Source organism: Streptomyces sp. NBC_00631 (assembly GCF_045206895.1).
In the GTDB taxonomy this organism is placed as follows: Bacteria; Actinomycetota; Actinomycetes; order Streptomycetales; family Streptomycetaceae; genus Streptomyces.
The window spans coordinates 6,548,350-6,562,564 of sequence record NZ_CP107734.1; the positions used below are offsets into that span (position 1 = coordinate 6,548,350).

Below are 14,215 nucleotides of genomic sequence, written 5' to 3' on the forward strand. Positions count from 1 at the left end.
CGCTGAATCGTGGAGAACCTGATCGCGCTGCTGATCGCGGCGCCTCTGCTCGGAGCGGCCGTCCTCCTGGTCGGCGGCCGCCGCCTGGACGCCGTAGGCCACTGGATCGGCACGCTCCTGTCGACGACGTCCTTCGTGTTCGGCGTCATCCTCTTCGCCGACCTGCTCGGCAGGAACGCCGACGACCGCACCCTGATGCAGCACCTGTTCACCTGGGTCCCGGTGGCCGGCTTCCAGGCGGACGTCACCTTCCGCCTCGACCAGCTGTCGATGACGTTCGTCCTGCTGATCACCGGCGTCGGCTCGCTCATCCACCTGTACTCGGTCGGGTACATGGAGCACGACGAGCGCCGCCGCCGCTTCTTCGGCTACCTCAACCTGTTCCTCGCGGCGATGCTGCTGCTCGTCCTCGCCGACAACTACCTGCTGCTGTACGTCGGCTGGGAGGGCGTCGGCCTCGCCTCCTACCTGCTGATCGGCTTCTGGCAGCACAAGCCCAGCGCGGCGACGGCGGCCAAGAAGGCCTTCCTCGTCAACCGAGTCGGCGACATGGGCCTGTCCATCGCGATCATGCTGATGTTCACCACGTTCGGCACATTCGCCTTCGGCCCGGTCCTCAGCCACGCCACCGACGCCTCCGAGGGCAGGCTCACCGCGATCGGCCTGATGCTGCTCCTCGCCGCCTGCGGCAAGTCCGCCCAGGTTCCGCTGCAGTCCTGGCTCGGGGACGCCATGGAAGGCCCCACCCCGGTCTCCGCCCTCATCCACGCGGCGACCATGGTGACCGCCGGCGTCTACCTCATCGTCCGCTCCGGAGCCATCTTCAACGCGGCCCCCGACGCACAGCTCGTCGTCACCGTCGTCGGTGCCGTCACCCTCCTCTTCGGTGCGATCGTCGGTTGCGCCAAGGACGACATCAAGAAGGCTCTCGCCGGCTCGACCATGTCGCAGATCGGCTACATGGTGCTCGCGGCCGGCCTCGGCCCGATCGGCTACGTCTTCGCGATCATGCACCTGGTGACGCACGGCTTCTTCAAGGCCGGTCTGTTCCTCGGCGCCGGTTCCGTCATGCACGGCATGAACGACGAGGTCGACATGCGCAAGTACGGCGGCCTCCGCAAGTACATGCCGGTCACCTTCATCACCTTCGGCCTCGGCTACCTCGCCATCATCGGCTTCCCGGGCCTGTCCGGCTTCTTCTCCAAGGACAAGATCATCGAGGCGGCGTTCGCCAAGGGCGGCACCGAGGGCTGGATCCTCGGCACCTGCGCCCTGCTCGGTGCGGCCATCACCGCCTTCTACATGACGCGCGTGATGCTGATGACGTTCTTCGGCGAGGAACGCTGGCGCAACCAGCCCACCCGCTCCCCGGAGGCGCCGAGCGCCGAGCCCGCCGCAGAACACCACGGCGAGCACGCCGAACCGCACCCGCACGAATCCCCGAAGATCATGACCATCCCGATGATCGCTCTGGCGATCGGCTCGGTCTTCGCGGGCGGCTTCTTCAGCATCGGCGACCGCTTCCTGCACTGGCTGGAGCCGATCACCGGGCACAGCGAGGGCGACTCCCCGCTCAGCGCGGGCGCGGTCACCGGCGCCACCATGGTCTGCCTGATCATCGGAGTCGGCATCGCCTACCTGCAGTACGGCCACCGGCCCGTGCCCGCCATCGCCCCGCGCGGTTCGCTGCTCACCCGCGCGGCCCGCCGCGACCTCCTCCAGGACGACTTCAACCACGTCGTCCTGGTCCGCGGCGGCGAACACCTCACCCGCTCCCTGGTGTATGTCGATCACACCCTGGTCGACGGCGTCGTCAACGGCACGGCGGCCGGCTTCGGCGGCCTCTCCGGCCGGCTGCGCAAACTGCAGAACGGCTACGCGCGCTCGTACGCGGTCTCGATGTTCGGCGGCGCTGCCCTCCTGGTCGCCGCGACCCTGCTGATGAGGGCGGTCTGATACCGATGTCCTTTCCCCTGCTGACAGCGACGGCGGTCCTCCCGGCCGTCGGCGCGGTCGCCACGGCCGCCGTACCGGCCGCCCGGCGCACCGCCGCCAAATGGCTCGCGCTGCTGGTCTCGCTCGCCACGCTCGTCCTGGCGACCGTCGTCATGGTCCGCTTCGACCCCGGCGGCGCCCGCTACCAGCTCACCGAATCCCACGCCTGGATCGCCGACTTCGGAGTCAGGTACGAGCTGGGTGTCGACGGCATCGCGGTCGCCCTGCTCGGCCTGACGGCCCTGCTGATGCCGTTCATCATCCTGGCAGGCTGGCACGACGCCGACCCGCTGGAGACCGGCAGCAAGCGGTGGCGTCCCACCCAGGGCTTCTTCGCCCTGATCCTGGCCGTCGAGGCGATGGTGATCATCTCCTTCGAAGCCACCGACGTCTTCCTCTTCTACATCTTCTTCGAAGCCATGCTCATCCCGATGTACTTCCTCATCGGCGGCTTCGGGGACCGGGCCCACGCACAGGGCGAGGAAGCCGCGTCGACGCAACGGTCGTACGCCGCCGTGAAGTTCCTCCTCTACAACCTGGTCGGCGGCCTGATCATGCTGGCCGCGGTCATCGGCCTGTACACGGTCGCGGGGAACTTCTCCCTCACCGAGATCGCGCAGGCCCGCGCGAACGGCACCCTGCACATGGCCACCAGCACCGAACGCTGGCTGTTCCTCGGCTTCTTCTTCGCCTTCGCGGTGAAGGCGCCGCTGTGGCCGCTGCACACCTGGCTGCCCAACGCCATGCAGGAGTCCACCGCCCCCGTCGCCGTCCTCATCACCGCGGTCGTCGACAAGGTGGGCACGTTCGCGATGCTCCGCTTCTGCCTCCAGCTCTTCCCGGAGGCGTCGAAGTGGGCGACGCCCACCATCCTCGTCCTCGCCCTGATCAGCATCATCTACGGCGCACTGCTCGCCGTCGGGCAGCGCGACATCAAGCGTCTGGTCGCCTACGCGTCCATCTCCCACTTCGGGTTCATCATCCTCGGCATCTTCGCGATGACCAGCCAGGGACAGTCCGGCGCCACCCTCTACATGGTCAACCACGGCATCTCCACCGCCGCACTGATGCTGGTCGCCGGCTTCCTGATCTCCCGGCGCGGCTCCCGGCTCATCGCCGACTACGGCGGTGTGCAGAAGGTCGCCCCGGTACTCGCCGGCACCTTCCTGATCGGCGGCCTGGCCACCCTGTCCCTGCCGGGCCTCGCCCCCTTCGTGAGCGAGTTCCTGGTCCTGGTCGGCACGTTCACGCGCTACCCGGCGATCGGGATCATCGCCACCTTCGGCATCGTCCTCGCCGCGCTCTACACCCTCGTCCTCTACCAGCGGACGATGACGGGCCCGGTGAAACCGGCGGTCTCCACGATGCCCGACCTGAAGGTACGCGAGCTCGTCGTGGTCGCCCCGCTGATCGTCCTGCTGATCTTCCTGGGCGTCTATCCGAAGCCCGTCACCGACATCGTCAACCCGGCGGTCAAGCAGACCATGTCGGACGTACACAAGACCGACCCCAAGCCAGCAGTGGAGGCGGCCAAGTGAGCGCAGCAGCCGTCCACAGCCTGTGGACAACCGCGGCCGAACCAATCTCGAAGATCGACACGCCGAAGATCGAATACGGGCAGTTGTCGCCCACCCTGATCGTCATCGGCGCGGCGATCGTCGGCGTACTGGTCGAGGCGTTCCTCCCGCGCAAGTCCCGCTACTACGCGCAGGTGTTCGTCTCCGCCGTCGCCCTGTGCGCCGCCTTCGCGGCAGTCGTCGCCCTCGCCGCCGACGGATACGGCACCACCAAGGCGCGCGTCGCCGCCATGGGCGCCATCGCCGTCGACGGACCCTCCCTGTTCCTCCAGGGGACAATCCTGCTCGCCGGCCTCGTCGGCCTGTTCACCTTCGCCGAACGCCGCCTCGACCCCGCCGCCCACGGCAACCGAGTCGACTCCTTCGCCGCCCAGGCCGCCTCCGTGCCCGGCAGCGACAGCGAGCAGGCCGCCGTGAAGGCCGGCTTCACCACCACCGAGGTCTTCCCGCTCCTGCTCTTCGCCATCGCAGGCATGCTGGTCTTCCCCTCGGCCAACGACCTGCTGACGCTCTTCGTGGCCCTGGAGGTCTTCTCCCTCCCGCTCTACCTGATGTGCGCCCTGGCCCGCCGCAAGCGCCTCATGTCGCAGGAAGCCGCCGTCAAGTACTTCCTGCTCGGCGCCTTCGCCTCCGCGTTCACCCTGTTCGGCATCGCCATGCTCTACGGCTACGCCGGCTCGGTGTCGTACGCCACCATCGCCCAGGTCGTCGACGGCACCGTCACCAACGTCGACCCGGCCCTCGCCAACACCATGGGCAACGACGCGCTGCTCCTGATCGGCACCGCCATGGTCGTCATGGGGCTCCTCTTCAAGGTCGGCGCCGTCCCCTTCCACATGTGGACGCCCGACGTCTACCAGGGCGCGCCCACCCCGGTCACCGGCTTCATGGCGGCCGCCACCAAGGTCGCCGCCTTCGGTGCCCTGCTGCGGCTGCTGTACGTCGTCCTGCCCGGCATGCGGTGGGACTGGCGGCCGGTCATGTGGGGCGTCGCCATCATCACCATGCTGGGCGGCGCGATCGTCGCGATCACCCAGACGGACATCAAGCGGCTCCTCGCGTACTCGTCGATCGCACACGCCGGGTTCATCCTCGCCGGTGTCATCGCGACGTCGAAGGACGGCGTGTCGTCGGTCCTCTTCTACCTGGCCGCGTACTCCTTCGTGACCATCGGCGCGTTCGCCGTGGTCACCCTGGTCCGCGACGCGGGCGGCGAGGCGACCCACCTGTCCAAATGGGCAGGCCTCGGCCGCCGCTCGCCCCTGGTCGCAGCCGTCTTCGCCGTGTTCCTGCTGGCCTTCGCGGGCATCCCGCTGACCTCGGGCTTCGCCGGGAAGTTCGCCGTGTTCAAGGCGGCGGCCGAGGGCGGGGCGGTCCCGCTGGTCGTGATCGGTGTGATCTCGTCGGCGATCGCCGCGTTCTTCTACATCCGCGTGATCGTGCTGATGTTCTTCAGCGAGCCGAGCCCCGAGGGACCGACAGTCGCCGTGCCGTCACCGCTCACCATGGCGGCGATCGGCCTCGGCGTGGCAGTCACCCTGGTACTCGGTGTGGCACCGCAGTACTTCCTGAACCTCGCCAGCCAGGCGGGCGTGTTCGTGCGCTGAGACATCCCGTACGGCCCCGGGCCCCGGTTCCCCGCACAGGAGCCGGGGCCCACGCGCGCGTGCGGCCCCGCGGGCGCGCGTCCGCGTCACAGGAGCACGGACACTACGAGCACGGACACTACGAGCACGGACACTACGGGCACGGACACTACGGGCACGTCACCGTCGGGTTCCCCAGCGCGAACAGGCCACTCGGATTGTCCTTCCAGATCCAGGCCCGCAACGTGTACACGGACCCCTTGACCCCGGGAACCGTCGTCGGCCCCTCGAACGACTGCCCGAACAAGGTCGGCGGGGTGCCGCCGCTCACCGCCCGCACGATCCACTCCACGCCGACCAGGGCACGCCCGCCGTCGACGTCGGTCTCGTAGAGGAGACCCGCGGGATCGGCCGGGTCCAGACTGCCGACGCTCGCGTCCTTGACGTAGTGGTAGCCCGCGCCTCCCCGACTGGTCCGGTCGCAGGTGTCGGTCCGGGCATACCCGTCCGTGACCGCGAACGGCTCGTACTGGTAGTCCGCCGTCGCCGTGTACGTAGGAGTCAGATCCGTCCACACGAACGGGTCGGCTTCGGGGACCGGAGCCGCGTCGGCGGGCACCGCGGCCAGAGCGAACGGCACAGCCAGCGCCAGAGCGGCACCGGCGGCGCGGGACCTGAGAGACATCCTGATGCTCCTTGGGGCGGAAGAGGCACGCGAACGCGACGCCTCCGTACAACGCGGGCCTCCCCGGTCCCGCCCGTGCAGCATGGCCCGCGCCGATTCCGGGCCGCCACGCGAAGACCGCCAAAGGACTGAGGACACCGCCGGACGGGGGAACCCCCACCCACACCCCCTTCTCAGGCGGCCAGCCTGTGGACAACTCCGGCGCTGTCGGTCCGGACCCCTATCGTGGAGGCAGTGGTCGAAGGACGACGTACGGGGGACACGACGATGGGCGGGACAGGCGGAACCGACGAGATGCCAGGGACGACCGAGACGCCGGGGGCGCCACAGGCGCACGGACCGGCGGACAGCGAGGCACTGGCCACGCTGCACCGGGTCTTCGGGTACGACGCCTTCCGGGGCGAACAGGAAGCGATCATCGAGCACGTGGTGGCGGGCGGCGACGCCGTCGTCCTCATGCCGACCGGCGGCGGAAAATCGCTGTGCTACCAGATCCCCGCCCTGGTCAGACCTGGTACGGGCGTCGTGGTATCACCACTCATCGCCCTCATGCAGGACCAGGTGGACGCCCTGCGCGCCCTCGGCGTCAACGCCGGGTTCATCAACTCCACCCAGGACTTCGACGAGCGGCGCGTGGTCGAGGCCCAGTTCCTCGCGGGCGAGCTCGACCTGCTCTACCTCGCCCCCGAGCGGCTCCGCGTGGACTCCACCCTCGACCTGCTCGCCCGCGGCAAGATCGCCGTCTTCGCCATCGACGAGGCGCACTGCGTCTCCCAGTGGGGCCACGACTTCCGCCCCGACTACCTCGCCCTCTCCCTCCTCGGCGAACGCTGGCCCGACGTCCCGCGCATCGCGCTCACGGCCACCGCCACCCACGCCACCCACCAGGAGATCACCGGGCGGCTGCACATGCCGACCGCCCGGCACTTCGTGGCCAGCTTCGACCGGCCCAACATCCAGTACCGGATCGTCCCCAAGGCCGACCCCAAGAAACAGCTCCTCACCTTCCTCCGCCAGGAACACGAAGGCGACGCGGGCATCGTCTACTGCCTCTCCCGCAAGTCCGTCGAAGCCACGGCCGAATTCCTGACCCGCAACGGCATCGACGCCGTCCCCTACCACGCCGGCCTCGACGCGGGCACCCGCGCCGCCCACCAGTCCCGTTTCCTGCGCGAGGACGGCCTGGTCGTCGTCGCCACCATCGCCTTCGGTATGGGCATCGACAAACCCGACGTCCGCTTCGTCGCCCACCTCGACCTGCCCAAATCAGTCGAGGGCTACTACCAGGAGACCGGCCGCGCCGGCCGCGACAGCCTGCCCTCCACCGCCTGGATGGCCTACGGCCTCAACGACGTCATACAGCAGCGCAAACTCATCCAGTCCGGCGAGGGCGACGAGGCCTTCCGACGCCGCGCCCAGGCCCACCTCGACTCCATGCTCGCCCTGTGCGAGACCGCCCAGTGCCGCCGCGGGCAACTCCTCAACTACTTCGGCCAGGAACCCGACCCGGCGGGCTGCGGCAACTGCGACACCTGCCTCACCCCGCCCGAGACCTGGGACGGCACCGTCGCCGCCCAGAAGGTCCTCTCCACCGTCGTACGACTCCAGCGCGAACGCGGGCAGAAGTTCGGCGCCGTCCAGATCGTCGACATCCTGCTCGGCAAGCGCACCGCCAAGGTCATACAGTTCGACCACGACCAGCTGTCCGTCTTCGGTATCGGCACCGACCTCGACGAAGGCGAATGGCGAGGCGTCGTCCGGCAGCTGCTCGCCCAGGGGCTGCTCGCGGTCGAGGGCGAGTACGGCACCCTCGTGCTCACCGAAGCCAGCGGGACGGTACTGCGGCGCGAGCGGGAGGTCCCGCTGCGCAAGGAGCCGAAGAAGCCGGCGGCCACACGCGCGTCCGGTTCCTCCGGTTCCTCCGGCAAGAGCAAGGCGAAGGCGGCTGTGGCAGAGCTGCCCGAGGAACTGCTCCCCGCCTTCGAGGCCCTGCGCGCCTGGCGTGCCGAGCAGGCCCGCGATCAGGGCGTACCCGCGTACGTGATCTTCCACGACGCCACCCTGCGGGAGATCGTCGGCCGGTGGCCCGAGTCCATCGCCGAACTCGCCACCGTCGGCGGCGTCGGCGAGAAGAAGCTCATGACGTACGGAGAGGGCGTACTCGGGGTGCTGGCCGCCCTGAAGACACCCGCCGCCCCGGCCCCCGCGGAGCCGGGGACCAGGGACGAGGACGACCACTGGCCCGAGATGGACGCGGAGCCGGAACCGGAGGACTGGATATAGGGCGGCGGTACAGGGCCTGCGGTAGCAAAGCCGCCTACAGCCCCCTCGCCGCATACGCCCTGACATCCGCGTCCGGATCGGCCGTCGCCGTGGCCAGAGCCGCACGGGCCTCCTCGGCACCGGCATGCCGGGTCAGAGCGAGGACGGCAGCCTTGCGCACGTCGGCGTTCCGGTCGGCGAGGGACTCGGCGAGGGCCGGCACCGCCACCGCGGCACCGGCGGCGCCCAGCGCCCTGGCGGCACCTACACGCACCTGCCAGGCCGGGTCGGCCAGCGCGGCCACGGCGGCGTCGGCCAGCGGCGGCGGACAGCCGACACCGGCGAGGGCCTCGTAAGCCGCCCCCCGGACCAGCACATCGGCGTCGCCGACGAGCGCGGTCAGGGCCTCCACCACACTGTCCACCTGCCGGGCGGCACCGGCGGCCCCCACCGTCCCGAGGGCCTTCGCCACCGTCACCCGCACCTCACGGGACGGGTCGGCGACCGCACCCGCGAGGGCATCGGCGGCGTCCACCGAGACCAGCGCCCGCACCGCCTCGATCCGCACCGCCGGATCGACGTCGGCCAGGAAACCGGCGAACAGCCCTGCGTCGCCCAGGTGCAGCGCCCGCAGCACATCGAGCGCCGCCGCCCGGACCACGCAGTCGGTCACACCGAGCGCGTCGACGAGCGCGTCGCCCAGCGCCGGCTCGGACGGAAGCGTCTCGACCAGCTCGCGCAGCGAGGCCGCGGCAACCGAACGGACCCCGGCATCGGGATCCGCCAGCGCACCCGCCAGCGCCAGCCCGACCCCCGCCGGAGCCGTCTCCGTCAGAACCGACACGGCGGTACGGCGCACCGAAGCATCAAGGTCGGTCAAGTACGGCTCAAGAGCAGCAAGTTCGGGCTCCTCCTCGGCGAGGGCGAGGAGCCCCAGAAGACGGGGCGAGGCCGGCTCGGCCCGGTCGACCTTCACCGACCGTGCGGCGGCGGCCGCCACCGGCCCCGCGGCCACCGGCGGCACATCCCGGGCACCCGCCGTGGCCACGTCCAGCGGACGCACCTCGCCGATGTACCGGGACGGACCGCCGACCGGGGTGAACTCCTCGACCGGCACCAGATACGGAGCCACGGGACGAGCCGTGAACTCCATCGCACCAGAGGGGGACTTGTGCAGATCGAGATGATGGAACCAGGAGGCGTCGTCACGCTCGGGGTGATCCAGCCGGTCGTGGTAGAGACCCCAACGGGACTCGGTACGGGCCAGGGAGGCACGCGCGGCCATCTCCGCACAGTCGCGGATGAAACTCACCTCGGCGCAGCGCATCAGTTCATGCGGGGTCCGGGCACCCATGGCGGCGATGTCGTCCCGCATCCGCTCGAAGGACTCCAGAGCGAGGGACAGCCGCGCCCCGGACTTCGGCGGCGCCACGTAGTCGTTGACGAAACGACGCAGCTTGTACTCGACCTGGGGCTGCGGCGGGCCCTCCGGATTGCGCAGCGGACGATAGATCAACTCGTGCGCCTCACGCACCTGGCCGGCCGGCAACTCCCCCTCGTACGCCGAGTACTGGGCGCCATCCGCACCCGCGAGGTCACCGAAGACGAACGCGCCGATCATGTAGTTGTGGGGGACACAGGCCAGGTCACCGGCGGCGTAGAGCCGGGGGACGGTCGTACGGGCATGGTCGTCGACCCGCACCCCGGAGGCGGAGTGACCGCCGCACAGCCCGATCTCGGAGATGTGCATCTCGACATCATGGGTCCGGTAGTCGTGCCCCCGCCCGGAATGGAAGGTGCCCCGGGTGGGCCGCTCGGTGGAGTGCAGGATCGACTCCAGAGCGGAGACCGACTCCTCGGGGAGATGGCTCAGCTTCAGGTAGACCGGGCCACGGTCGGAGGCCACCTCGGCGGCGAACTCCGCCATCATCTGCCCCGACCAGTAGTCGGAGTCGACGAACCGCTCACCGTGCCGGTTGACCTGGTAACCCCCGAACGGGTTGGCGACGTACGCGCAGGCAGGCCCGTTGTAGTCCTTGATCAGGGGATTGATCTGGAAACACTCGATGCCCGTCAGCTCCGCCCCGGCGTGGTAGGCCATGGCGTAACCGTCACCGGCATTGGTCGGATTCTCGTACGTCCCGTACAGGTACCCGGAGGCGGGCAGCCCGAGCCGCCCCGCTGCACCGGTCGCAAGGATCACCGCGCCCGCGCGGACGGTGACAAAAGCTCCCGTACGCGTGTTGAACCCCGCCGCACCCACCGCACGACCGTCCGCCGTCAGCACCCGAACCGGCATCACCCGGTTCTCGATACGGATCCGCTCCCGCATCTCACGACGCCGCAACTGCCGGTACAGGACCTTCTTGACATCCTTGCCTTCCGGCATCGGCAGTACGTACGAACCGGAGCGATGCACCTGGCGAACCGCGTACGCGCCATGCTCGTCCTTCTCGAACTTGACCCCGTACGACTCCAGGCGCTGGACCATGGCGAAACCGCGCGTCGCCGTCTGCCGGACCGTGGACTGGTCGACGATCCCGTCGTTGGCACGGGTGATCTCGGCGACGTAGTCGTCGGGCTCGGCACGGCCCGGGACGACCGCGTTGTTGACACCGTCCATGCCCATGGCGAGCGCACCGGAGTGCCGGACATGGGCCTTCTCCAGGAGCAGCACGTTCGCACCGTGCTCGGCGGCGGTCAGGGCGGCCATGGTGCCGGCGGTGCCACCGCCGATGACCAGGACGTCACAGATCAGCTCCTCGGCGTCGGTGACGGCGGGAATCTCCAGAGGGGCGGGCGCGGGGGCGTCAGCGGGGGTGGTCACCGGGATGCCTTTCAGATGCCGAGCGAAGAGAGGACGGTACGGCGCAAGGCCGCGCGGGCCGGGTCGTCGAGGGCGCCACGCTCACGCGGACGCGGCACGTCCCGCACGGACGCCACCCGGCCGGCGGTGAGCAGGGCGACCCGGTCACCGAGGAACAGCGCCTCGTCCACGTCATGGGTGACGAAGACGACAGTCGCCCCCGTGCCGCGCAACACCTCCACCAGCAGGTCCTGCATGCCGGAACGGGTCTGGGCGTCCAGCGCCCCGAACGGCTCGTCCATCAGCACGGCACGCGGCGAACCGGCCAGCGCCCGCGCCAGCTGCGCCCGCTGGCGCTGCCCGCCGGACACCCGGTGCGGCAACTGCCCGGCCTGCGCGGCCAGCCCGACCCGGCCCAGCCACGACTCCGCCTGGGCACGACGCGCCGAACGGGCGACCCCCTTGATGGCCAGCGGCAGTTCGACATTGCCGCGCAGCGTGCGCCAGGGCAGCAACGCGTCCTCCTGGAAGACCAGCGCCCGGTCGGCCGACGGCCCGGTCACCACCGTGCCGTCCTGCGACACCGTCCCCGCCAGCGGGGACAGCAGCCCCGCGAACGTCCGCAGCAACGTCGACTTGCCGCACCCCGACGGCCCGACCACCGTGAGGATCTCCCCGGGCCGGACGTCCAGCGCCACATCGTGCAGCACCGGTGCGTCCGGACGGCCGAGCACGACCGCACTGAACGTGAGCCGGGCCCCGCGTGTCGCCGCTGGTGCGGCGACCTCAGACGTAGTGCTCATCGCGCGCCTCCTGGCCGGTGTCATCGCGGCCCTGCTGCTGGGAATCGGACTGCTTCTGGGACTCGCCGTCGGCCCGCACTGCGACCGCAGCGGCGGCGACAGCGGGCACCACAGCGCGGGGCCGGCCACCGGGGACGTACGACGTGCGAGGCAGCCAGCGGGTCAGCCACCGGCCGAGGAGTTCCACCGCCGTGGAAGTGACCCAGCCGAGCACACCGATCGTGACCATCCCGACGAAAACCCCCGGGTAGTTGACGACCGTGTAGTCCTGCCAGGTGCGGTAACCGACGCCGTACTGGCCGGAGATCATCTCGGCGGAGATCACACAGATCCACGAAACGCCGATACCGACCGACAGTCCGCCGAAGATGCCCGGCAGCGCGCCCGGCAGCACGACCGAACCCAGGATCCGCCACCTGCCGCCGCCCATCGTGCGCACCGCCTCCTCCCACACGGGAGTGAGAGCGCGCACCGCATGCCGGGTGGAGACCATCACCGGGAAGAAGGCCGCGGTACAGGTGATGAAGACGATGCCCTGCTCATTGGAGGGGAACAGCAGGATCGCGACCGGCACGAGAGCGATCGCCGGGATCGGGCGGAGCACCTCCAGGACAGGACCGAGCAGGTCCTCGGCGAGACGCGAGCGAGCCACGAGCACACCCGTTGCCACACCCAGCACCGCCGCCAGCGCGAAACCGGTCAGGATGCGGGTGAGACTGTCGGTGAGATCCGTCCAGTAGTCGCCACCGGAGACCCGGTCGGCGAAGGCACGGGCGACATCCGCGACCGTCGGGAACTGCGAGAAACGCAGCCACAGGTCGACCTTCAGGCTGGTCAGCAACTGCCACAGCCCCAGGGCGGCGGCCAGCGACGCCGTCCGCAGGACATACCGGCTCACGACGCCCGCCGCAGCGCGTCGGCATAACTGACGACCTGCGCACCACCGTGCGCGTCGACATACGTCTGTGCGATCGCCTGCGTCACGAACGGCAGCAACTGCTCACCGTCGGCCACCCACACCGCCTTGTCGGCGAACCAGAGAGTGCGGGTGGTGGTGTCGGGGACGTAGGCGGCGCGGACGCCACCGCTGTGCTTGGCGACGTAGGCCAGCAGTTCCTTGGGGGAGCCGAAACTCGTCGTCTTCTCGCTCCCCTTGGGCCACACCTCGCTAGCTGACGCCGGCGGTGCGGTTGCGAGCCGCTTGGCGTAGTCGGAGCTGCCCAGCGCCTTCTTCACGTACTGGTCGTCGACGAACTGGTCCACGTCGACGTCACCGGTCAGTTTGGCGGCCTTCAGGACCGAAACGTCCTGCTTCAGCGCGGAGACCAGCGCAGGCTTGACAGCAGGGTCGAAAGTGGCGATGCCATGGGCGCCGTTGTAGAGGTAGACGACCTCTGCGGGCAGGCCGGTGGCCTTGGCGACCTTCTCGGCGGCGGTCACCGGATGGGCGTTGAGGTAGTCGGTGGCCTCTGCCTGCGCCTTGAGGAAGGCCTCCAGGACGGCGGGCCGCTGCTGGGCGAAGCCCTCACGGGCGGTCACGCCGTGGAAGGTGGGAAGGTCCAGCTGCGCGCCGTCGTAGAGCGCCTTCGCCTTGCCCTGGTAGGCGAGCAGGCCCGGCCAGGCCACGAACTGCGACAGCGCGTCCACACTCCCCGCCGACAGCGCCGACGCGCCCACCGCGGGCTGCTGGTTGAGCTTGGAGATGCCCTTGTCCGGGTCGATGCCGGCGCGCTGCAGCGCGCGGACCAGGGTGCCGTCGGCGGCGGACCCGATGCTTGTCGAGACCTTCTTGCCCTTCAGGTCCGCCAAGGACGTCAGCTTGGAGTCGGGTCCGGTGACCACGGTGTTGAGGCCGCCGCGGAGGTTGTAGCCCGTGACGGAGACCAGGCGGGTGGGCTGGCCGAGCTGCTTGCCGCGGGCGGCGTTGAGCAGCAGTGGGAAGTCACCCATCGAACCGATGTCGATCTTCCCGGCGGTCATCTGGGCGGTGATCGGGGCGCCCGTGGCGTAGTCCTGCCAGTCGACCTTGTAGGTGTGGCCGTCGTGGAGGGCGTTGAGCTGCTGCTCGAAATAGCCGAGGGAGCGCAGCAGAGTGCCCGCCGTGACGGTGTTGATGGTCTTGGACTGGTAGCCGACGGTGATGGTGACCGTGTTGCCGTCGCCGGCCTGGGCGCTGCCGCCGCAGGCGGAGAGCGGCAGTAGCAGGAGGGCTGCGGAGGCGGCGATCGCTGTGCGTTTCATGGAAGTTCTGGGCCTCTCACCGGAGCAGATAGGGCATGTTGACCGTGACGGCTCCGGTGGGACAGCGGGCCGCGCACGGGCCGCAGTACCAGCACTCGTCGACGTGCATGTAGGCCTTGCCGTTGCTTTCGTCGATGGCGAGGGAGTCCAGCGGGCACATGTCCACGCAGAGGGTGCAGCCGTCGATGCACTTCGACTCGTCGATGGTCACGGGCACGTCGGCCCGCTGGGGTGCCAAGGGCATGGCTGTCTCCAGGAAA

10 protein-coding genes are annotated in these 14,215 nt (G+C 69.8%); 4 read left to right on the forward strand and 6 right to left on the reverse strand.

Going from position 1 to position 14,215, the window contains the following annotated elements:
* Positions 1-9: 9 nt before the first annotated feature.
* The 3 genes from nuoL to nuoN are packed head-to-tail and all read left to right on the forward strand — an operon-like array spanning position 10 to position 5,179.
* Positions 10-1,956 (forward strand): NADH-quinone oxidoreductase subunit L, encoded by a 1,947-nt coding sequence (gene nuoL, locus OHB00_RS30100; protein ID WP_406439327.1) that lies wholly within the window; start codon positions 10-12, stop codon positions 1,954-1,956.
* A 5-nt stretch (positions 1,957-1,961) separates the two neighbouring features.
* On the forward strand, positions 1,962-3,533 hold the full coding sequence (locus tag OHB00_RS30105) for an NADH-quinone oxidoreductase subunit M (protein WP_406439329.1): 1,572 nt from the start codon (positions 1,962-1,964) through the stop codon (positions 3,531-3,533).
* Complete coding sequence (gene nuoN, locus OHB00_RS30110; RefSeq protein WP_406439331.1) at positions 3,530-5,179, forward strand: NADH-quinone oxidoreductase subunit NuoN; 1,650 nt, start codon at positions 3,530-3,532, stop codon at positions 5,177-5,179. The genes OHB00_RS30105 and nuoN overlap by 4 nt, the downstream gene beginning before the upstream one ends.
* Positions 5,180-5,327: 148 nt before the next feature.
* Here the strand turns inward: nuoN and OHB00_RS30115 are convergent, their stop codons facing one another.
* On the reverse strand, positions 5,328-5,843 hold the full coding sequence (locus OHB00_RS30115; protein WP_406439333.1) for a hypothetical protein: 516 nt from the start codon (positions 5,841-5,843) through the stop codon (positions 5,328-5,330).
* 267 nt (positions 5,844-6,110) lie between these two features.
* Here OHB00_RS30115 and recQ point away from each other — a divergent pair, with 267 nt between their 5' ends.
* Complete coding sequence (gene recQ, locus OHB00_RS30120) at positions 6,111-8,126, forward strand: DNA helicase RecQ (RefSeq protein ID WP_406446045.1); 2,016 nt, start codon at positions 6,111-6,113, stop codon at positions 8,124-8,126.
* 34 nt (positions 8,127-8,160) lie between these two features.
* On the opposite strand, the gene OHB00_RS30125 is transcribed toward recQ, so the two are convergent.
* From OHB00_RS30125 to OHB00_RS30145, 5 genes are read right to left on the reverse strand one after another with little or no spacing between them, the layout of a single operon-like run.
* A complete protein-coding gene (locus OHB00_RS30125) occupies positions 8,161-10,932 on the reverse strand; it encodes a fumarate reductase/succinate dehydrogenase flavoprotein subunit (protein ID WP_406439335.1) in 2,772 nt (923 codons plus the stop codon).
* A gap of 11 nt (positions 10,933-10,943) precedes the next feature.
* A complete protein-coding gene (locus OHB00_RS30130) occupies positions 10,944-11,714 on the reverse strand; it encodes an ABC transporter ATP-binding protein (protein WP_406439337.1) in 771 nt (256 codons plus the stop codon).
* Positions 11,698-12,612 (reverse strand): ABC transporter permease, encoded by a 915-nt coding sequence (locus OHB00_RS30135; RefSeq protein WP_406439339.1) that lies wholly within the window; start codon positions 12,610-12,612, stop codon positions 11,698-11,700. Before OHB00_RS30135 ends, OHB00_RS30130 begins: the two co-directional genes overlap by 17 nt.
* A complete protein-coding gene (locus tag OHB00_RS30140) occupies positions 12,609-13,955 on the reverse strand; it encodes an ABC transporter substrate-binding protein (RefSeq protein ID WP_406439341.1) in 1,347 nt (448 codons plus the stop codon). Before OHB00_RS30140 ends, OHB00_RS30135 begins: the two co-directional genes overlap by 4 nt.
* 16 nt (positions 13,956-13,971) lie before the next feature.
* Entirely contained in the window at positions 13,972-14,199 is a 228-nt protein-coding gene (locus tag OHB00_RS30145) for a ferredoxin family protein (protein ID WP_010986276.1), read from the reverse strand.
* Positions 14,200-14,215 lie beyond the last annotated feature (16 nt).

Bases quoted from the DNA above. Each gene is read 5' to 3' on its own strand.
- OHB00_RS30115 (WP_406439333.1), bottom strand. From the start codon at position 5,843: ATGTCTCTCAGGTCCCGCGCCGCCGGTGCCGCTCTGGCGCTGGCTGTG.
- OHB00_RS30130 (WP_406439337.1), bottom strand. From the start codon at position 11,714: ATGAGCACTACGTCTGAGGTCGCCGCACCAGCGGCGACACGCGGGGCC.
- OHB00_RS30105 (WP_406439329.1), top strand. From the start codon at position 1,962: ATGTCCTTTCCCCTGCTGACAGCGACGGCGGTCCTCCCGGCCGTCGGC.
- recQ (WP_406446045.1), top strand. From the start codon at position 6,111: ATGGGCGGGACAGGCGGAACCGACGAGATGCCAGGGACGACCGAGACG.
- OHB00_RS30145 (WP_010986276.1), bottom strand. From the start codon at position 14,199: ATGCCCTTGGCACCCCAGCGGGCCGACGTGCCCGTGACCATCGACGAG.
- OHB00_RS30140 (WP_406439341.1), bottom strand. From the start codon at position 13,955: ATGAAACGCACAGCGATCGCCGCCTCCGCAGCCCTCCTGCTACTGCCG.